This window comes from Nitrobacter sp. NHB1 (genome assembly GCF_036964665.1).
Classification (GTDB): Bacteria; Pseudomonadota; Alphaproteobacteria; order Rhizobiales; family Xanthobacteraceae; genus Nitrobacter.
The window spans coordinates 68,983-88,188 of sequence record NZ_JBAMDA010000003.1; the positions used below are offsets into that span (position 1 = coordinate 68,983).

15 protein-coding genes and 3 pseudogenes are annotated in these 19,206 nt (G+C 57.2%); 13 read left to right on the forward strand and 5 right to left on the reverse strand.

The genetic code is table 11. The features are described from left to right. Positions 1 to 70: 70 nt before the first annotated feature. Complete coding sequence (locus tag V4R08_RS15880; RefSeq protein ID WP_335580364.1) at positions 71 to 907, reverse strand: universal stress protein; 837 nt, start codon at positions 905 to 907, stop codon at positions 71 to 73. Positions 908 to 1,177: 270 nt separating this feature from the next. Here V4R08_RS15880 and V4R08_RS15885 point away from each other — a divergent pair, with 270 nt between their 5' ends. The 4 genes from V4R08_RS15885 to V4R08_RS15905 all read left to right on the forward strand — a co-directional run bounded on the left by V4R08_RS15885 (position 1,178) and on the right by V4R08_RS15905 (position 5,209). Beyond that, positions 1,178 to 1,906 carry a CBS domain-containing protein gene (locus V4R08_RS15885; RefSeq protein ID WP_335580365.1) on the forward strand — a complete coding sequence of 243 codons (729 nt, stop codon included), beginning with the start codon at positions 1,178 to 1,180 and terminating at the stop codon, positions 1,904 to 1,906. Positions 1,907 to 2,288: 382 nt separating this feature from the next. Next, positions 2,289 to 3,245, forward strand: coding sequence for an IS5 family transposase (locus tag V4R08_RS15895; protein ID WP_335580366.1), 957 nt, complete (start codon positions 2,289 to 2,291; stop codon positions 3,243 to 3,245). A 686-nt stretch (positions 3,246 to 3,931) separates the two neighbouring features. Next, a complete protein-coding gene (locus V4R08_RS15900) occupies positions 3,932 to 4,324 on the forward strand; it encodes a DUF302 domain-containing protein (RefSeq protein ID WP_335580548.1) in 393 nt (130 codons plus the stop codon). Between the two features lie 237 nt (positions 4,325 to 4,561). Continuing rightward, the gene (locus tag V4R08_RS15905; RefSeq protein WP_335580367.1) at positions 4,562 to 5,209 is read left to right on the forward strand and encodes a BON domain-containing protein; all 648 of its coding nucleotides are present in this window, start codon (positions 4,562 to 4,564) and stop codon (positions 5,207 to 5,209) included. A 52-nt stretch (positions 5,210 to 5,261) separates the two neighbouring features. On the opposite strand, the gene V4R08_RS15910 is transcribed toward V4R08_RS15905, so the two are convergent. Continuing rightward, the gene (locus tag V4R08_RS15910) at positions 5,262 to 5,411 is read right to left on the reverse strand and encodes a hypothetical protein (RefSeq protein ID WP_335580368.1); all 150 of its coding nucleotides are present in this window, start codon (positions 5,409 to 5,411) and stop codon (positions 5,262 to 5,264) included. Between the two features lie 277 nt (positions 5,412 to 5,688). On the opposite strand from V4R08_RS15910, the gene fixL reads away from it, so the two are divergent. From fixL to V4R08_RS15930, 4 genes are all read left to right on the forward strand, one after another. Continuing rightward, entirely contained in the window at positions 5,689 to 7,224 is a 1,536-nt protein-coding gene (gene fixL, locus V4R08_RS15915; RefSeq protein ID WP_335580369.1) for a sensor protein FixL, read from the forward strand. Beyond that, positions 7,214 to 7,828 carry a response regulator FixJ gene (gene fixJ / locus V4R08_RS15920; protein WP_335580370.1) on the forward strand — a complete coding sequence of 205 codons (615 nt, stop codon included), beginning with the start codon at positions 7,214 to 7,216 and terminating at the stop codon, positions 7,826 to 7,828. Before fixL ends, fixJ begins: the two co-directional genes overlap by 11 nt. A gap of 69 nt (positions 7,829 to 7,897) precedes the next feature. Beyond that, entirely contained in the window at positions 7,898 to 8,290 is a 393-nt protein-coding gene (locus V4R08_RS15925) for a response regulator transcription factor (RefSeq protein WP_335580371.1), read from the forward strand. A 158-nt stretch (positions 8,291 to 8,448) separates the two neighbouring features. Then, on the forward strand, positions 8,449 to 9,135 hold the full coding sequence (locus V4R08_RS15930) for a helix-turn-helix domain-containing protein (protein WP_335580372.1): 687 nt from the start codon (positions 8,449 to 8,451) through the stop codon (positions 9,133 to 9,135). A gap of 309 nt (positions 9,136 to 9,444) precedes the next feature. On the opposite strand, the gene V4R08_RS15935 is transcribed toward V4R08_RS15930, so the two are convergent. After that, on the reverse strand, positions 9,445 to 10,686 hold the full coding sequence (locus tag V4R08_RS15935; protein ID WP_335580373.1) for an MgtC/SapB family protein: 1,242 nt from the start codon (positions 10,684 to 10,686) through the stop codon (positions 9,445 to 9,447). A gap of 140 nt (positions 10,687 to 10,826) precedes the next feature. On the opposite strand from V4R08_RS15935, the gene V4R08_RS15940 reads away from it, so the two are divergent. The 4 genes from V4R08_RS15940 (at position 10,827) to V4R08_RS15955 (ending at position 16,912) form a co-directional block, all read left to right on the forward strand. After that, a complete protein-coding gene (locus V4R08_RS15940) occupies positions 10,827 to 12,371 on the forward strand; it encodes a thymidine phosphorylase family protein (protein WP_335580374.1) in 1,545 nt (514 codons plus the stop codon). Further along, a complete protein-coding gene (locus tag V4R08_RS15945) occupies positions 12,368 to 13,288 on the forward strand; it encodes a ribose-phosphate pyrophosphokinase (RefSeq protein ID WP_335580375.1) in 921 nt (306 codons plus the stop codon). Before V4R08_RS15940 ends, V4R08_RS15945 begins: the two co-directional genes overlap by 4 nt. Next, positions 13,285 to 14,883 (forward strand): MBL fold metallo-hydrolase, encoded by a 1,599-nt coding sequence (locus V4R08_RS15950; protein WP_335580376.1) that lies wholly within the window; start codon positions 13,285 to 13,287, stop codon positions 14,881 to 14,883. The genes V4R08_RS15945 and V4R08_RS15950 overlap by 4 nt, the downstream gene beginning before the upstream one ends. 172 nt (positions 14,884 to 15,055) lie before the next feature. Continuing rightward, on the forward strand, positions 15,056 to 16,912 hold the full coding sequence (locus V4R08_RS15955; RefSeq protein ID WP_335580377.1) for a heavy metal translocating P-type ATPase: 1,857 nt from the start codon (positions 15,056 to 15,058) through the stop codon (positions 16,910 to 16,912). 88 nt (positions 16,913 to 17,000) lie between these two features. On the opposite strand, the pseudogene V4R08_RS15960 reads toward V4R08_RS15955, so the two are convergent. Together V4R08_RS15960 and V4R08_RS15965 are read right to left on the reverse strand one after the other, a co-directional pair. Further along, positions 17,001 to 17,174 (reverse strand): annotated as a pseudogene (locus V4R08_RS15960) (IS21 family transposase); the annotation flags it as partial. A 248-nt stretch (positions 17,175 to 17,422) separates the two neighbouring features. Beyond that, a pseudogene (locus tag V4R08_RS15965) lies at positions 17,423 to 18,568 on the reverse strand (efflux RND transporter permease subunit); the annotation flags it as partial. Here V4R08_RS15965 and V4R08_RS15970 point away from each other — a divergent pair. Then, positions 18,485 to 19,151 (forward strand): annotated as a pseudogene (locus V4R08_RS15970) (MFS transporter); the annotation flags it as partial. The pseudogenes V4R08_RS15965 and V4R08_RS15970 overlap by 84 nt on opposite strands. Positions 19,152 to 19,206: the final 55 nt, after the last annotated feature.

Genomic DNA, 19,206 nt, shown 5'->3' on the forward strand with positions numbered 1-19,206 from the left:
GATCGATCGGCCAGAACAGGGGTCGGTCGTCCTCCTCACGCTACCGAAACCGGCTGCGAGCCGGTACGGATCAGCGCGATAGCAACGCGCAACGCGTCGATTCAGTCGCAAAATGCTGCGTTACGCCACCGAGTACCCACTCACGCAATCGCGAATGGCCGTAGGCTCCCGCAACGACCACGCCGGCTCCAACGCTGGACGCGATTCTATCCAGTGCAACCGCAGCATCCCATGTCGAACTCTCTTCCGGAACAAGTGCGTTTGCTGCAATGTGATGATGCGAAAGCCACATAACCACATCACCAGTACGCTTCAATGCCGCCTCGCGGCTGCCGCCGTCCTCGACAATCTCGGCGATCGTGACGTCCTTGGCTTTACGAAGCAACGGAAGCGAATCGACGATTGCCCGTCGCGCCTCGGGGGTGTCTTTCCAGGCAACTAGCACACTTCGTAAATCGAGCCATCCAGCTGCTTCCGGAACAATGAGCAGTGGCCTGCCCGCCTGCATAATCAGATCGCTCGGATTGACCCTGGCAAAGGGGTCTGTAAATGCACTGTCTCGACTTTGCCCGATCACGATAATATCGGCAGTACGTGCTTCTCGTGCAACAAACCGAATAGGCATCTCCATGTTGGAGCGCCATTCGACGTGTTTCGTGCCCCGATTCATGACATTTCGGAACTCGGACTCAAGCTCCGACAATCGCGTCTTGATGGCGTTCCGACCTTGTTCAATCATCTTATCGGCTTGCTCGCCCGAGGTAAAATAGAGCGGCGGACTGAACTCCGCAGCCGCGATTCCGACAACTCGCGCATCAAATCGTTCAACCATTTCGCTGGCAATGGCGAGACAGCGCTCGTTCGACTGATCGGACGCAAGGCTAACCATGATCGTCGCGTAGGTCATTCTTTTCTCCCGATGCGGCTCAATTGACACTCTCAAATGGTGTCATCCACCAATATGCATGGGTCCGAGTTGATGAAGCGAGAATGATCCACGTCAAATAACTACAAATGATGCGGTCGCTGCTGCAAACGATGAGAGACACTCGCCGCTAGGCAGGAATTGCCCGTATTGCGATTGCGGTCAGCCATCGCGATTGACCTAGGTCAAGCCACCTCGATGCGTTGGCGATAGCATTTTGAGACGCTTTATCCAAACTTTCGGAGCTTTGCCATGCGCGCTCATCAGATCATGACCAGGCAGGTCATCACGGTCCATCCTGACACGACCATCGTCAATGCAGCAAACATTATGCTCGAACGACACATCAGTGGCCTTCCGGTTACCAACGCGGCAGGAAAGTTGATCGGTATCGTTTCGGAAGGAGATTTTATTCGCCGTGCCGAAATTGGAACACAGCGCAGGAGGGCTCGATGGCTGAAATTCCTGCTCGGTGCCGGCAGGGACGCGTCGGACTTCGTTCACGAGCAAGGTCGCAAGGTCGGTGAAATCATGACACCACACCCTTGTACCGTGTCAGAAGATGCGCTGCTGGAAGACATTGTGACGACGATGGAAAAGAACAGCATCAAGCGGTTGCCGGTCATGCGGGGCAACCAGATTGTCGGAATCGTCACACGCGCCAATCTACTGCAGGCCGTCGCAGGGCTTGCCCGCGAGATTCCAGATCCGACCGCGGATGACGACCATATTCGCGACCGCATCATTACATCCATCGAAAACAGCGACTGGTGTCCATACGGACTGGGCGTCATTGTGCACGGCGGACTCGTCCATCTCAGCGGGGTCATTACCGACGAACGGGCCCGACAGGCTGCCGTGGTCGCGGCAGAAAATGTTGCCGGCGTGAAGGAAGTTCACGATCACCTTTGCTGGGTCGATACCATGTCTGGGCTCTACTTGATTTCTCCGGAAGATGACCAACTAGCAGCGGCGCGTTGATTACACCAGAAGAACACAACAGATGCAGGCACACTATCGCTGTCGGCCCTGAGACGGATTGAATATTAGCTCACGACCGCGTCCGGGCCAAGCTTCCACGCATTCAAGAGGATGAGCTGGATGGAATCGGCTCTTGCATCAATGTCAATGAATAGGGTCGCAACTCGACCGGTGCTGCCGCTAGGCGCTGATACAAAGCACGCCGCTGCGCAATCGGCCACCAATCATAAAGAAAGATTTCCAATGGGCGCCAGTTTGCGACCCATCCCAGGATCAGGAAACTTTCTCTAGCTACATTTTTTAACTGTGCACCAGTTAGGGAAGCTCTGAACAACTTGGCGACTATGGCACTCTTCGATCATTGATTCGGGGAGGCGCTCGGATGGCCCAGCTGAGTTTCGCGTCGCTCGATTATGCGGCCAAGAAGAAGCGCACGAAGCGAGATGTGTTTTTGGCTGAGATGGCAGCCGTGGTGCCTTGGGTCGCGCTCGAAGCTTTGATCGAGCCGCATTATCCCAAGGCGGGTCCGAGTGGCGGTCGGCGACCATTTCCACTGGCCGTGATGCTACGGATTTATTGCTTGCAGCAGTGGTACAACCTCTCTGACCCCGGCGCGGAAGAAGTCCTTTACGACATTTGCTCGATGCGCACGTTTGCGGGTCTGGAGCTCGGACGCGACACCATCCCCGATGAGACGACCATCTTGAACTTCCGGCATCTGCTGGAGCGTCACGAGTTGACGAAGGCGATATTCGTCGCGATTGCAGAGTTTCTGGAGACTCGCGGTGCTCTACTGCGTGGCGGCACCATCATCGACGCGACGCTGATCGCGGCATCGCCATCGACGAAGAACAAGGCACAGAAGCGCGACCCCGAGATGCGCTCATCGAAGAAGGGCAACCAGTGGTACTTTGGCATGAAGGCCCACATCGGTGTCGATGCGACAAGCGGGCTCGTGCACACCGCGGGCGTGACCACAGGCAGTGTGCATGACGCCAAGGTCATGGACAATCTGATCCGCGAGGATGACCGTGCGGTGTATGGCGACAAGGGATATGCCAACGACCGCAAACAACGACAGGCGGAAGCAGCGGGCGTTCTGTGGGCCGTGAAGGCGAAAGCGAAGCCCGGGCGCCCCCTGTCGATATCGCAACGCCGGCGCAATCGCCGCTTCGGAAAAATCCGCGCCAAGGTCGAGCACGTGTTCCGGGTGATGAAATGCCAGTTCGGCTTTCGCAAGGTTCGCTATCGCGGCATCGCCAAAAACGGCGCACAGGTCTTCGCGTTGCTCGCGCTCGCAAACCTATTCCTTGCCCGCAGAACCCTTGCGTCCGCTTGACAAAGTCGCCGGGCGAATGCCGCCCGCGGCAGGTGCAAACAAAGAACCCTTCACCGCCAACGCAAACCTGTTGCGACTGCTTCAGAAAACGTGACGTTGCTCAGAGGTTCCTTAGGTATCCGTCGGCGAAATGCGCGGAAGCAAGGCATAATATAAGAATGGCGACTCCAATCCCAAGCGATCTGCGTCCAATGCGAAAGAATTCATTCAATTCATGCTGAATAACGACCGCACGGCTAGTGAAATAGCGGCTGAATGCCTCACCGATGTCTTGGAGTACGCTCGTTTTGAATTCGGTATCCGAGAGATAAATAATAATTCTGATCGGCTCGTTGCCGGGTAACTCCCGAGCCCAGCGCACGATATAATTTTCGACGTCCTGGTCGAGATCCTTTTCTCGAAATGGAAAGGGATCGAGTGTGTGAAAGAGCTGCGCAATCGCGCACCTCAATATAACTTTCCCGGATTTCTGATGTCATGGCAACACCATATCGAACACTGTTGAAGTTCTTTCGTCCTCGTTCGAATCTGCTGAAATGCATTTGGCATGATGGCCACCGTCATGACTACGGTTGCCGCAGAAAATTTACTTTAAGCGTCCTCCGCTTGCCCTGCACTTGATCTGCCGCAAGGAGCGCCAACGGAATGTCCTCATGCTGAGAGGCATCATTCCGAAGGAAACCACAATGAAATACTACTTCAGTAAAACCTTGCCCGTCGGGTTTGACGAGGCCATACAGCAAACAACGGACGCCCTTAAGGACAACGGCTTCGGCATCATTACCGAGATCGATGTCAAAAAGACATTCAAGGAAAAACTCGGAGTCGAATTTCGCAACTACCGTATCCTTGGGGCGTGCAATCCCAAGCTGGCCTATGAGGCGCTTCAACTTGAGGACAAGGTCGGAACCATGTTGCCATGCAACGTCGTTGTTAACGAAATTGCTCAAGGTCGCACCGAAGTTGCGGCCATCGATCCCGTCGCTTCCATGCAGGCAATCGATAATCCGCAACTTAGACAGTCGGCGGAACGTGTCCGGACTCTGCTGCAGAACGTGATCGAAAGCCTCAAAGGCTAGTTTCTTCGATTAAGGTTTCTGTGAATGTTTGCGATGCGCCGACCATGACGAGCGGCGACACTGAGACGCCGCGAACGGCCCGGATCGATCCAAACTGATCTGGCTGATTGTCGTCACGCCGCTGAGGCGATGTCCAATGACGGCGATTCATTGCGGCCGTTTTTGATTCTGATCAATGTGCCGCACCGTGGACGAGCCAGGTTATTTGCCTTTGGACAAACCCCATGGAGAACGACCATGATTGACTCTCAACTTCGTCAAGACATCATCGACGAATTCGAATTTGACCCAGCTTTCGATGGCGAGCATATTGGTGTCGCCGTCGATAAGAATGTCGTCAGCTTAACCGGCCACGTTACCAGCTATGCCCAGAAGGTCGCAGCCATCGCAGCTGCTCGGCGCGTCAAGGGTGTGCACGCGATCGCGGAGAACATCGAGGTCCGCTACCCGTTCCAGACCAAGACGGCGGATGACCAGATCGCCAAACGGGCGATGGATATCCTGAAGTGGAATGTCACTGTTCCAGATACCGTCGACGTGCTCGTTCAAGACGGCTGGGTCACGCTAAGCGGCCACGTCAATTGGTACTATCAGAAAACAGCGGCGGAAGACGATGTTCGCAAACTTTCCGGCGTGCGCGGTGTAACGAACAGAATCACCATCAAGCCCCACGCTGAGGCATCGAACGTCAAAACCAAGATCGAGTTGGCGCTCAAACGCCACGCGGAAATCGAAGCCAATGCTATTCGCGTTACGGTCGAGAATGGCAACAAGGTCATTCTAGACGGCAAGGTCGACAATTGGGATGAACGACGTGCCGCCGAAAACGCCGCTTGGTCAGCACCCGGTGTGGCCTTTGTCGAAGACCACCTAACGATCCGCTGATCGCCCAGCCTGCAGCATCTTTTGACGGTGCTGCAGGCTGATCAAACACAACTCATTTCTTTTTTAGAGAGGAGGGAGGCAGCTCTTTTGCCTCCTCCACCGCCAGCAACCTTGAAATAATTTTACGCTTTTCTTCATCCGTCGTCTCCGCAAGCAGCTTGCGATAGAGAAGAATGTTTTCCTCGTGAACATAGCGTTGCATCGAGAATCCCCTTCACGCGGAAGTGGAAGCAATCCAGCGGCTTTGCCGGGAGACCGTCCCGGCCGGGACCAGTTACATGTGTGACATTTTATGGTGTTTTTTAGCCGGACAAAGCCCTATCCTTCGATTTCGGAGGTGGCCTGCTACCATAAGTAGCGTTCAAGACCTCCGATAGCCTCATTAGTGTACGAGGGGGCTCAATGCTTATCGAGGTACAGTAGATTTATCACAGCAGATTTTTCAATGAAGTTTTCCTTGCCATGCCGGGAAGTGAACTGTGACGAGTGACGATCCGCCATTCTTTGAAAGCCTATTCCGGGACGAGGATTTACAGCGCGGCCTCGACGAATCCGGAATTGGGGTATGGGATCTCGATCTGTCGACCCAGGAATTGATCTGGTCCAGCGCAACACGCAGGCTTTTTGGCGTCTCGCAGAATGACCCTGTCAACTATGATCTTTTCCTCTCCCTGCTCAAGCCGAAAGATCGTGAACGCACCGAATCGGCTATTCAGCGCTCCATCCAGACCGGGTGTAAGTTCGATATTCAGTTCCGGATCCGCGAGAGACCAGAAGGGAGTCACTGGGTTCGGGCACGAGGCGGCCTCGTCATCAACGAAGACGGAGTACCGCGCCGCCTGAGTGGCGTGATACTCGATATCGACGATCAGAAGTTGGTTGAGGAAGCGTTACTCGCGCGCGAAGATCATCTGCGTTCGATTCTCCACACGATTCCCGATGCGATGATCGTTATTGACGGTCACGGCATTATGCAGCGCTTCAGCACGGCCGCCGAGCACTTGTTTGGCTACTCAGAACCCGAAGCCATTGGCCAAAACGTCAGTATTCTTATGCCTGAACCGGATAGCAGCCGCCACGACGGCTATTTGGCTCGCTATCAATCCACCGGCGAGCGGCACATCATCGGCATCGGACGGATTGTGACCGGAAAGCGTCGGGATGGGACCACCTTTCCAATGCACCTGTCCGTCGGTGAGATGCAGTCCGGTGGGAAACGGCATTTTACCGGGTTTGTTCGCGATCTCACGGAGCATCAGCAAACTCAGGCAAAACTTCAAGAGCTGCAATCCGAACTGGTTCACATGTCTCGCTTGAGTGCGATGGGCGAAATGGCATCGGCTCTCGCGCATGAATTGAACCAGCCCCTTGCCGCGATCAGCAACTACATGAAGGGATCGCGTCGTCTTCTGGCGGCCAGCGCCGCCCCCAACATCTCGAAGATCGAAACGGCGTTGGATCGCGCTGCGGACCAGGCCATCCGCGCCGGCCAGATCATTCGACGGTTGCGAGATTTCGTCTCCCGGCGGGAGTCCGAGAAGCGTGTCGAAAGCCTGGCGAAGCTGATGGAAGAAGCCGGGGCTCTCGGTCTCGCGGGCGCCCGCGAGCAAAACGTCATGCTGCGGCTTGAGCTAGATCCGGAATGCGACCGCATCCTGGTCGATCGCGTGCAGATTCAGCAGGTCCTGGTCAATCTCTTTCGAAATGCATTGGAGGCAATGGCAGAATCGCCGAAACGGGAACTTGCCGTTTCCAGTGCGAAGGCTTCAGACGATATGATCGAATTGTCGATATCGGATACCGGCCATGGCTTCAGTGAGACCGCCGTTAAAAATCTGTTCGAGACTTTCTTCACCACGAAGGAAACCGGTATGGGCGTCGGGCTCTCGATCAGCCGGTCGATCGTGGAAGCCCACGGTGGCCGAATGTGGGCCGAAACGAACGATTTCGGCGGCGCCACCTTCCGACTGACCTTGCCAATTGCGCCGAATGAGGATTTGCCAGGTGCCGCATAGCGGAAATGTCTACGTTATCGACGACGATTCCGCGTTGCGGGACTCGCTCGATTTTCTCCTTGGCACGGTGGGCTTTGAAGTGACGGTGTTTGAAACCGCCGCTGACTTCCTCGATGCCCATGCCGGTCTTGGTTTTGGCTGTGTCGTGTCGGACGTTCGCATGCCGGGTATCGATGGAATGGACCTGCTCCGTCGCCTTAAAGCCAGCACCTCGCCCCTGCCTGTCATCATCATGACCGGACACGGAGACATCGCCCTCGCGGTTGAAGCTATAAAGTTAGGGGCGCTCGATTTTGTCGAAAAGCCGTTTGAAGATGAACGGCTGATCGGAATGATCGAGGCCGCCCTCCAGAGCCATGATCATGTGAAAAGCGACGCCGTCTCGGCCGAGATCGCATCGAGGGTCGCGAGTCTCAGTCAACGCGAACGTCAGGTCATGGACGGCCTTGTTGCAGGATTATCCAACAAGCTGATCGCCCGCGAACACAATATCAGCCCCAGAACGATCGAGGTTTACCGGGCGAATGTCATGACCAAAATGCAGGCGCACAACCTGTCCGAATTGATCCGGCTCGCACTGCGCGCAGGCATTTTGAACGATTGAGCCAAATCAAGCCGTCGCATTCCCATAATCGTATCGTCAGCGATTAACCTTTCGGATTCGCGGCATCAGATGACAGACCGAACAACCACAAAGCACAAGATCTGCGTTCTCGATGACGATCCTGACGTGCTTCAGTCGCTGCGGTTTCTTCTCGAAACCCACGGTTTCGAGGTTCGCACGTTTAGCGCCGCCGCGCCGCTGTTGACGTCCATTGACCTGGACGGTGTCGATTGCCTGGTGATCGATTACAAACTGCCCTGTATGAATGGACTGGATGTGGCGGCTCGTCTCCGTCAACGCAATGTCGTGGCGCCGATCATTCTCATTACCGGCTATCCCGACCAGCATATCGCGGAGAAGGCCGCGGCCGCCGGCATAGATTATATTTTGTTTAAGCCTCATCTGGAGAGCCTCGTGACGCGCGTTCGGGAGGCCATCTCTCGCCAATACCTGAGCCATTAGAAACCCTTCGCTGGAACCAAATGGCCGTTCCCGGAGATCCGCGCAGCCTGGCTCACCTCCGGTAACCTACTTAGGGTGCGGCCCCTAAGATATCGGACGCAATACCCCTCGATGGTGAAGCATCTTACAAACCGTCATCCCAACCAAGGAGATGGCGCATGCTTACGCAGTCAGTCAGCACCCACGAAATGCCCCGCAACAGCAAGCTGCCCGTTGAAGTCGGAGACAAGTTCGGGCTTATCGTGGGCCGTGCCTGCCTCGTGGCAACAGAATTCAAATACAGCAAGGAAGAAGAGATCTACGGCGAGAACGAACCTGCCGAGTTTGTCTACCAGGTCGTCCGCGGCGCCGTTCGTAGCCACAAGTTGCTTTCAGACGGGCGGCGCCAGATTGGCGCATTTTACTTGCCGGGGGACGTGTTTGGGCTGGAGGCCAGTTCGAACCACAGGTTGACGGCAGAGGCTATTATCAACACAACCGTTCGCCTCGTAAAGCATAGCAGCTTGGAGCACGCGGCAGCAATCGACGTAGAGGTTACCCGCAGGCTCTGGAACATGACGGCTGGCGATCTTCAGCACGCCGAAAACCATATGCTATTGCTCGGGCGCAAGACCGCCATGGAGCGAGTCGCTGCCTTTCTGCTGGAAATGGACCACCGCCTTTCGGCTGCGGCGATGATGGCTCTACCCATGTGTCGACGTGATATCGGGGACTACCTCGGCCTTACGTTGGAAACAGTTTCGCGGGCCCTCTCCGAGCTTCATGATCGAGGCATCCTCGATTTTTCAGGAGCCCGCCAGATCGTCCTTCGGAATCGCCAGCATCTCCGCACCATGAGCGCCTGAGGGTCATCGTTCTCGATCGAACCTCTGACCTCACTGGTCTGATGTCGATCAATATAGCTGACCATTGGCTACGGTACGTATCGTCTATGATCGCCCCGACTTCATACAGATGTTCTCGCACCGGTCAGGATGTACTGACAGTACTCGACCCACAAACCGCCGACACAGCCCGGGCGCATAAAATTGTGACTTACCCAGTGTGCAGGCAAATTCACGTCATCAATCGAACCGCCGGCATTTGGTAGATGCAATGAACAGCACGCTGCAGCCTCTGGGCCATCTAGGCTTACCCTTTCTGAAACTGTCAGACTAGGCAGCTACAACGAGACCTCCGGCAAGCGCAATGGCGCTAATACCCCCGACCAGGATCCCGACTTTCTTGTTTCCGACCCAACTGGCCATAATGGTCTTGGAGACAGTGTTGATTGCGATTGCTATCATGATGGCACGAGCCGCTGTATTCACATCCACATCGCCTCCACCCATGCGAGCGATCGAGATCGTCACGGCATCGACATCCGCGATTCCGGAAAGCGCGGCCACAACGAGGATGCCGACCCCGCCGAACATTCGACGCACTAGTTCTGCGACCAGCATCACGACCGCGAGCAACACCGCCAGCTTGATCGCAGTTCCGACCTCAAGAGGATTCCTGATTTGAAGTTCAGGCGTTTCCTGCTCGATGTTTCTAAACCACAAGATGGCGGCTCCGATGCCGAGCACCGCTGCCGCGGTTGAAAGCGCGGGTATAAGCGGCACAAAGAGCGCACCATTGAGCGCTACTACAATCGCTCCCGCACGCAGCATCATGACGACACCGGCCACCAAAATACCTGCACTCAACAATCCCGACGATGACGGATGCTCGCGGGCCAGCTTCGCCAAAGCGAGCGTGGTCGCAGTGGACGATGCCAGCCCTCCCGCGACGGCCGCCATGAAGACCCCAAGCCGATTTCCGAATGCCTTCACTGCCACGTAACCAGCGAATGAAATTGTCGCGATCATAATGGCGAGAAGCCATATCTGATAAGGATTGATGGTCCTCCACGGATCGACCGGTCGATTCGGCAGTAAAGGCAACAGCAGAAACGACATCGCGAGCAAACTCAGTACGGCGCGAATTTCCTGCCAACTCAACGAGTCGATCCATCGATGCAACGGCTCTCGCAACGCCAGAAGGACCGTCATGCCGACGGCGCAGGCAATGGCAAGTTGCAGATCTCCGACGACAGCCATAGTCCCGAGCAGAAATGTCAGCATTCCCGCGACAACTGACGTCACGCTGGCATGGCCTTCGTTTCTGGCTTCAAGCCAATGAAAGGCCGCAAACGCCGCTGTATACCCTAGAAAGACCCATCCAATGACCGAAGCACCCGTTTGAAGTGCGATGAGGCCGGTTATGCCGCCCAACAGTCCGGACAGCGCAAACGTGCGAAAGCCCGCGGCTCGCCGATTGTCTTCTGCATCCCGCGTTTGCCAGCCGCGCTCCAGACCGACAAGGAGCCCAATGGCCAGCGACACCATAACGCGGCTCAGAACTTCATAATCCATGCCGTTCCACTTTCGCCCGAGATCGATCGCTACAAAACATCAATATATCGACACTGCAGGTGACGAGCATGATTTGAGTCAATGAGAGTTCCGATGGGTGCGCTAGACTAACTCATCATGTCATTCCACGGGCCTTACACATGAACGATATCGACCTCCCTCGGCCCCAGCCGAAGATCCGTCGTGTCAACCTCGATACCGGCCGCGAAAACGTCGTCGTTATATCGCGGCGCTCCAGAGCCCTCCGACCGGAGATCTTTCGGGGCTTCAGTCGCGTGGAGCTCCGTCGGAATGCCAAGATCATGCTGGCCACGCTCATCATTACCGACGATGACTCGTTAGTGGGCCCCGACGACCTGGGGCTTTCTGAGCCGGCATTCAGGCGCTTCGCAGAGTCCGTGGGCAGCGCCGTAACCGTTGCACCGGCAACCTCTCCGTCCAGCCTCGATGCGGTGCGCGCCAAAATCATGGGGCAAACCTTCAGCGCTGTCGATATCAGCACGATTGTCGATGATCTCACCCATTATCGGTACTCCGACATGGAGATAGCCGCATTCCTAATCAGTTCTGCCAGTTTTATGACAAATGGCGAACTCATCGCTTTGGTCGATTCGATGGCTCGGGCCGGGACGCAGCTCAAGTGGAGCAATCCGATTGTCGTCGACAAACATTGCATCGGCGGCATTCCCGGAAATCGCACATCCATGATTGTGGTGCCGATCGTGGCAGCCCATGGGCTCACGATTCCAAAGACGTCATCCCGAGCGATTACCTCCCCCGCCGGCACGGCCGATACGATGGAAACGCTGGCGCGTGTCGATGTGGGCGTTGAAGAAATGAAAGACATCGTGGCTGCATGCCGCGGCTGTCTGGTGTGGGGTGGACATGTCAATCTGTCCCCGGCGGACGACATCCTGATTTCGGTTGAGCGGCCACTTGGTCTCGATACCCGCGAGCAAATGGTGGCGTCGATCATGTCAAAAAAGCTCGCCGCCGGCTCAACCCACCTCCTGATTGATCTGCCTGTCGGTCCGACGGCCAAGCTCGTCAACACGATGGATGCGATGAGGCTGCGCAAATTATTCGAGTTCGTCGGTGATCATTTTGGGATATGCGTTGAGGTTGTCGTTACCGATGGTTGCCAACCGATCGGCAACGGCATCGGTCCAGCTCTTGAGGCTCAGGATGTTATGGCGGTTTTGGCTAATGATCCGGGAGCGCCAGCAGACCTGCGTGAGAAATCTCTGCAGCTTGCCGCGAGCCTGCTCGAATATGATCCGAAGCTGCGTGGTGGGAGCGGCTATGCCCGCGCACGCGAACTGCTCGATAGCGGCGCCGCGCTCAAACAAATGCAAGAGATCATCGACGCGCAAGGGCCTTCGACTTGTTGCACAGACTTGGGGAAATTGACGTTCGATGTCACAGCTTCACGCGATGGATTCGTCTCCAGCATCGATTGCTTGCAACTGAACCGGCTTGCGCGAACTGCGGGGGCGCCGATCGATAAAGGCGCCGGCATCAGGCTGTTCAAGAAACTTGGAGACCGCGTCCAGCAAGGGGAGCCGCTTTACCGTATCTATGCATTTGACCAGTCGGAGCATGATCTTGCCGCCGCCGGAACAAAGATCAATACGGCCTACAAGATCGGAAGCGAGCAAGCCAGCAGCCTTGAGGCGCCATCGTGAGCAGTATTACCATCCAGTATCTGTCATCCTCGGCGGCTGATGCGAAGCGGCTTGCATCCCGGCTTGGGATTGCCGCTCATGAGATTGCCCTGCATTACTTTCCCGATGGCGAGATGCGTGTGACGGCTGGTCCCGCGACATCGACAACAATCATCTACGCCTCGCTCGACCGGCCCAACGACAAATTGATCGCCATCTTGTTTGCCGCCGAGGCGCTCCGCCGCCAAGGCTCGAAACGCCTCGTGCTGCTAGCCCCATATCTTTGCTACATGCGTCAGGACACCGCTTTCCATGAAGGCGAGGCGATCAGCCAGAAAGCCGTCGGCCAAATGATTGTGAACACCGTCGATCGTGTCATCACAGTGGACGCTCATTTGCATCGGACCCCTGACATCAGAGTTGTCTTTCCAGGTATTGATGCCGATAATCTTTCCGCCATGCCGGCGATCACTGGCGCGCTTCGTGCGGAAAATATCGACCCGGCGACGGTCGTGGTCGGCCCCGATGCGGAATCCCGGCAGTGGGCGAGTTATCTTGCAGAAAGTCTCGGCCTGACCTGCGCCGTTGCGCAAAAGGCTCGTCATGGCGACCAGTCTGTCGAACTCAGATTTGCCAACCCCTCTTTGTTTGCCGGCCGCCCTGCCCTGATAACCGACGATATCGTATCATCAGGCGGCACCCTGATCGCCTGCGCGAAAGCTCTTTCGGCCGCCGGCGCCACGGTTGTTGATGCCGTCGTCACGCATGCGCTGTTCCCGCCGGAACTGATGGTTGCGCTCGCGAACGTCGGCATTCATTCGATCCGATCAACCCACAGCGTGCCGCACGCCACCAACACGTTTGTTCTCGATGATCTCTTCGCTTCGGCCCTCCACCGCGAGTTCGGCGATACCATCCTGTTCGAGGCTATTTCATGAGCGTCACCATTCAATTCTGCGGTGCGGCACGCACAGTTACGGGTTCTTGTTATCGCTTCAAGACTCCGGCAGGCAGCTTTCTGGTCGATTGCGGGCTTTTTCAGGGGCAGAAGACGCTCAAGGAGCTGAACTACACTGCCTTCCCATTTCGCCCGGCCGATATCGATGTTGTCCTTCTGACTCATGCCCACATCGATCACAGCGGACTGCTGCCGAAATTGGTGCGCGAAGGTTTTCGCGGCCGGATACTGGCGACGCGCGGAACGATCGATCTGTGTTCGTATATGTTGCCGGATTCCGGGAGCATTCAGGAATCCGAGGTCATCGCTCTGAACCTGCGTAACGCAAAACGCGGGAGATCCGAGGTCAGCCCGATCTACACCCAGGCCGATGCCATTGCCTCACTGCAGGCGTTCCAGCCCGTTGAGTACGAGGCGTGGACCGACGTCATACCGGCCGTACGCGCTCGCTATTGGAATGCCGGCCATCTTCTCGGGTCTGCCTCGATCGAACTGGAGTTTTCTGAAGAAAGCACATCTTCCCAACCTCTGCGACTGCTCGCTTCCGGCGATGTCGGCCCCGATACGAAGTTGCTGCAACCCAACCCTGTCGCCCCGGCAGGATTCGACTACGTCATTTCGGAATCGACCTATGGCGATCGTATTCGCCCGGAAACGACACGACAAAGCCGCCAGCGACGCCTGACCGCCGAGGTTCGCGACGCCGCCGCAGCGAACGGCGCCTTGCTGATTCCCGCCTTCGCTGTCGAACGCACGCAGGAGCTGATCATCGACTTGGTTGATCTGATGGAACGCAGCGAAATACCTGCTGCACCGATCTTCCTCGATTCCCCTCTCGCGATTCGCGCAACAGAAGTTTTCCGAAAGCATGCTGCAAGCCTCGATCCGAGCATCGATGCGCTTCGCTTGCTCAATTCACCTCATCTCAGATTCACTGAGACGGTGGAAGAGAGCAAGTCGATCGCCAAGCTCTCCGGCTTTCACATCATTATTGCAGCGAGCGGCATGTGTGACGCTGGCCGTATCCGCCACCATCTTAAGCATTGGCTGTGGAATAGTCGGGCCACGGTGCTTCTGGTCGGCTTTCAGGCCCGCGGCACGCTGGGGCGGTTCCTCGAGGACGGAACCAAAGCCGTCCGCATCCAGGGCGAGGAGATCAAGGTGGCGGCGCGGATTCGTCGGATCGACGATTATTCAGGACATGCGGACGGCTCCGAACTGGCGCGATGGATCGCAGCTCGCCGTCCCATTCGGAGGGGCATATTCCTGGTTCATGGTGAAGAGTCGGCCATTGTGGGACTATCGGAGCGGATTGCAGATCGGCTTGTTCCATCCGCGAAAATTTTTCTTCCTCTTCTCGATGACATCTATGACTTGTCGACAAATGTGCCGACGAACCTCAATGCGGCGAACCGCCGTCGGCTAACACCCGAGGCCGTTGTCGCACTCGATTGGCACAACGATATGTCCAAACTTATACTCGACATCAACGAAAAGGTTGCAGCGGCCGCAGACGATCGTGCACGAAACGTCGTCATCAGAAGATTGAGACGAGCACTGGATCCGGAAAACTGAGTGATGATTCTCCAAAACTGATACCTGAGAAGTCATCGCTCGAATTTCGGCCTGCGTCGCCATGATTGCGAGCTCGATATTCAGATGACGTCGGTGGTGAACCCATTATCGCCGCAGGCGCGACGGGAAGGGTTCGAGATCCCGACCAGTGCTGCGATCGAGGTCATTGACCATGCTTTCTAATTCTATCGTTCGGTCAGTTCTTGTTGCATTACCGGCTTTCGGCCTCCTATTAGGTTTTGCTGTGCCTTTGTTTGGTTTGCCAGCATGGCAAGGAGGGCTATGGGCTGCCTTCACTGTGCCGGTTCTGGTGGCTCTGCTCTATGAGATTGGAGCAAGTCTGAGACGCGCGGAGGTCGGTCTCGATATCGTCGCAGCGCTGTCGATGACGGCAGCGCTGGCGGTTGGCGAGAACCTTGCAGCTGTCGTTGTCGCGTTGATGTATTCGGGAGGCCAGTATCTCGAAGCCTTCGCCGAGGGGCATGCGCGCCGCGAGATGACTGCAATCCTCGCGCGGGTACCTCGTACGGCTGTCAGGCATGGCAATAGCGTGCTTGAAGAAGTCGGTCTTGAGAAAATCGTGCCGGGTGATCGGCTACTCATTCGACAAGGAGATGTTGTCCCGGTCGATGGAACAGTCGCCAGCGGCGTCGCAATTCTAGATCAATCGGCGCTGACAGGTGAACCGATCCCGGTTCAACAGCGGGCCGGCGATGAGGTGATGAGCGGATCGACCAATGCCGGCGAAGCTTTCGACCTGGTGGCGTCACATTACGCCGCTGAAAGCACCTATGCCGGCATTGTCAGGTTGGTCGAGGAGGCGCAGCGCTCCAAGGCACCGATGTCACGGCTTGCCGACCGGTTTGCCATACTGTTTCTTGGCGTGACCGTGCTGATTGCAGGTTTAGCCTGGTACTTCACCGATGATCCCATTCGTGCCGTCGCCGTTCTAGTGGTTGCAACGCCGTGCCCGCTTATTCTGGCGGTGCCGATCGCCATCGTATCCGGCCTTTCACGCGCGGCGCGATTTGGTATCCTGATCAAGGGCGGGAAGGCCATTGAGGCGCTGGCGCGCGTGTACTCGCTCGTCATTGACAAGACGGGAACGCTGACCGACGGCAGGGCCCAGGTCATATCGGTCAACGTTCGCGATCATCTCGCTCCCGACGACATCTTGCGTATTGCAGCCTCGCTCGATCAGGCGTCGAAGCACATTATCGCCCAAACCCTTGTGATCGAGGCGCGCGACCGCAAGCTGCACCTCTCGACCCCGTCCAATGTGATCGAGACGGCGGGCGAGGGCATCGAGGGCAGCATTGACGGGCTAAATGTGGTGGTCGGCGGCATCCGCTTCGTCCGATCTAAATTGACGAAGACGGCAACAAATTCGTTTGAGCCAACGCAAAAGGCCGGCGCCGTCATTGTCGCCGTTGCGATTGGTGGCAAAATGGCCGGCGAGATCGTGCTCGCCGATGAATTACGCGTTGGCACGCAGGCCCTTCTGCAAGCGCTCAGAAAATTGGGAATACAGCGAATCGTTCTCGCGACCGGAGATCGCCGCGAGGTCGCGGAAGCTGTAGCGGACGGACTCGGGATCGATGGCGTTAGGTCGGAGTTGACGCCGGATCAGAAAGTGTTGGTTGTCCTTACGGAGCGGAAGAACGGTCCGGTCATGATGGTCGGCGACGGTGTGAATGACGCCCCGGCGCTGGCCGCGGCTGATATTGGGGTAGCAATGGGCGCACGGGGCACAGCGGCGTCGGCCGAGGCAGCAGATGTAGTCTTTCTGGTTGACCATCTTGATCGTATCGTACCTGCGATTCAGATCGCACGACGCTCGCGCCTGATCGCGCTCGAAAGCGTCGCTGCGGGGATTGGACTATCGCTGCTCGGTATGATCGCCGCAGCGTTTGGTTATATCACGCCCGTTCAAGGTGCTTTGCTTCAGGAGGTGATCGACGTCGCGGTCATACTCAACGCGCTGCGGGCGCTCGGTGGAAATGAGATTCAATATACGCTTGCGAAGTAAGGCGGCTCAGGACCGACCGTGAGCCCTCGGCCAACTACCGCTTCTGGGCGCGAACCGGTCCTTCGTCAGAGCGAAGCGAAGTACCCCTCCGCTGAGGATACGCTTCGCCGGTGATGGGATCGAAGATGTCGATGGCGTCGCCGGCGAAATCGACGAACACCTTCTCCCCACCTACGTGGGTCTGACGCATGCTAGGGCGCGCACGCTTCTTCCAGGCCTCGAACGTCGTGCAAAACCAAGTATAGCCAAAGCCGTCGGGATTGGCTTTTCCGCGATCTCTCGTCCGGTGAGGATGACTGCGTTCCACCGAAATACCCGCCTCACGAGGAATTGTCAGCACCGTCGCCGGGTAGTCAGCGGTGAGCATGGCGACCGAGACTCCTGCCTGATCAGCAATCCTGATCGCCTCCGGAACGCCGCACCACCACTAAGCCCGTTGCAGACAGCCCGAGAACGATTCATTGTTCCACCCTGTCGATTTCCCAAATGGACCCTCATGGCTTCCTGTGTTCAGGTTGATGCAGAGCCGGCATGAGTCGGCTCCGGGGGCGGCGGTGCCTGCCGGCCCTGATTGGGCTGCCGGTCTCCTCTCAGCACGACATAAATTGCGGGGATGACGAGCACGGTCAGCGCCGTTGATGATGCCAGACCGAACAGGAGCGAAATTGCGAGCCCCTGAAAGATCGGGTCCGTGAGGATGACGGCCGCGCCGATCATGGCGGCAATCGCGGTCAATATGATCGGCTTGAAGCGGATTGCGCCCGCCTCCAGCAGCACGTCGATCAGCGGTCGGTCGGGACGCTGCGCATGGCGGATGAAGTCCACCAGCAGGATCGAGTTGCGCACGATAATGCCGGCGAGCACGATGAAGCCGATCATGGAGGTCGCCGTGAAGGGCGCACTGAACAGCCAATGGCCAAGCATGATACCAATGAAGGTGAGCGGGATCGGCGTGAGGATGACGAGCGGCAGCTTGAACGAGCCAAACTGCGCCACGACGAGGATATAGATCCCCAAGATCGCCACCATGAAAGCCGCTCCCATGTCTCGGAAGGTCACCCAGGTCACCTCCCATTCGCCGTCCCAAAGCAAGGTCGGATGGGTTTCGTCGTCCGGTTGGCCGTGCAGCGCGATCGCGGGTTTCGGCAGGTTGCCCCAGTCGATCCGGTCGATCGCGTCGCGCACCGCGAGCATGCCGTAGATGGGTGCTTCATAGGTGCCGGCGAGTTCCGCCAGCACCATTTCGGCGGGGCGGCCATTGTGCCGGAAGATTGGATAGGACGCCGGCTCATGGGTGACACCAACAACATCGCCGAGTTCGACCACCCCGCGGCCGCCGGGCAACGCGTTGGCGGGCACCGGCGTCGTCAGCGCGCGCGCGTCCATCACCGCGTTCGCCTTGGGCAGGGCGAGGCGGATGGCGATCGGGTAGCGTCCTCCGCCCCGCTGGGAGTAGCCCACCGTGGTGCTGCCATAGAGATAGTGCAAGGTGTTGTATACGTCAGCCTGCGCGACCTTGTAATATTCGAGATTGTCCTGATTGATCGCGACGCGAACGCGCTCAGCCTAGTTGTGGTAGCTGTCGTCGACATCGACAATGAAGGGGACGCTCTTGAACGCCGCGCGAACCTTGTCGGCCACGGCGCGCCGGGTTTTCCGCTGATCGGCGCCGAGGTGTTCAAGATCGGCTCGACGACGCTCGTCGTCTCCTTCATCGTCAGCTTCGGCGTAGTCAAGGCGTGCGCCAACCTGATCTCCGGTCAGCTCGCCGACAAGTGGGGCGCAAGGGGGTTCTGATCCTCGGATGGCTCGTCGGCCTTCCGGTGCCGTTTATGATCATCTGGGCGCCAAGCTGGGCATGGGTGACGCCGCCAATGCCCTTCTCGGCATCAATCAGGGCTTTGCCTGGTCGATGACGGTGATCATGAAGATTGATCTGGTCGGGCCGAAGTCGCGCGGCCTGGCCGTGGGTTTGAACGAGCTCGCCGGATATCTCGCGGTCGGCGTGACCGCTTACCTCACCGGATATCTTGCGTCGGAGTACGGGCTGCGGCCGGCGCCGATCTACCTCGGAGTGGCCTATGCCATCCTCGGCGCCGGGCTCTCGATCCTATTGGTACGCGATACGCGCGAGTACGTCCGGTTGGAGACTGCGGCGCATGCTCGTCAAGCGTCTCCAACAAGCTTCCGCGAGATCTTTGTCCTCACGTCCTTCAGAGATCGGAACCTGTTCACCGCGTGTAGCGGTGTTCATGCGGGAACATGCGGCGGGTTCGGTTGATCTCGCGCAAAAA

What these genes read in the sequence shown, in the direction of transcription:
- V4R08_RS15940 (WP_335580374.1), top strand. Translation starts at nt 10,827, where the DNA reads ATGAACGATATCGACCTCCCTCGGCCCCAGCCGAAGATCCGTCGTGTC.
- V4R08_RS15935 (WP_335580373.1), bottom strand. Translation starts at nt 10,686, where the DNA reads ATGGATTATGAAGTTCTGAGCCGCGTTATGGTGTCGCTGGCCATTGGG.
- V4R08_RS15950 (WP_335580376.1), top strand. Translation starts at nt 13,285, where the DNA reads ATGAGCGTCACCATTCAATTCTGCGGTGCGGCACGCACAGTTACGGGT.
- V4R08_RS15905 (WP_335580367.1), top strand. Translation starts at nt 4,562, where the DNA reads ATGATTGACTCTCAACTTCGTCAAGACATCATCGACGAATTCGAATTT.
- V4R08_RS15955 (WP_335580377.1), top strand. Translation starts at nt 15,056, where the DNA reads ATGCTTTCTAATTCTATCGTTCGGTCAGTTCTTGTTGCATTACCGGCT.
- V4R08_RS15900 (WP_335580548.1), top strand. Translation starts at nt 3,932, where the DNA reads ATGAAATACTACTTCAGTAAAACCTTGCCCGTCGGGTTTGACGAGGCC.
- V4R08_RS15885 (WP_335580365.1), top strand. Translation starts at nt 1,178, where the DNA reads ATGCGCGCTCATCAGATCATGACCAGGCAGGTCATCACGGTCCATCCT.
- V4R08_RS15930 (WP_335580372.1), top strand. Translation starts at nt 8,449, where the DNA reads ATGCTTACGCAGTCAGTCAGCACCCACGAAATGCCCCGCAACAGCAAG.
- V4R08_RS15910 (WP_335580368.1), bottom strand. Translation starts at nt 5,411, where the DNA reads ATGCAACGCTATGTTCACGAGGAAAACATTCTTCTCTATCGCAAGCTG.
- V4R08_RS15925 (WP_335580371.1), top strand. Translation starts at nt 7,898, where the DNA reads ATGACAGACCGAACAACCACAAAGCACAAGATCTGCGTTCTCGATGAC.
- V4R08_RS15880 (WP_335580364.1), bottom strand. Translation starts at nt 907, where the DNA reads ATGACCTACGCGACGATCATGGTTAGCCTTGCGTCCGATCAGTCGAAC.
- V4R08_RS15895 (WP_335580366.1), top strand. Translation starts at nt 2,289, where the DNA reads ATGGCCCAGCTGAGTTTCGCGTCGCTCGATTATGCGGCCAAGAAGAAG.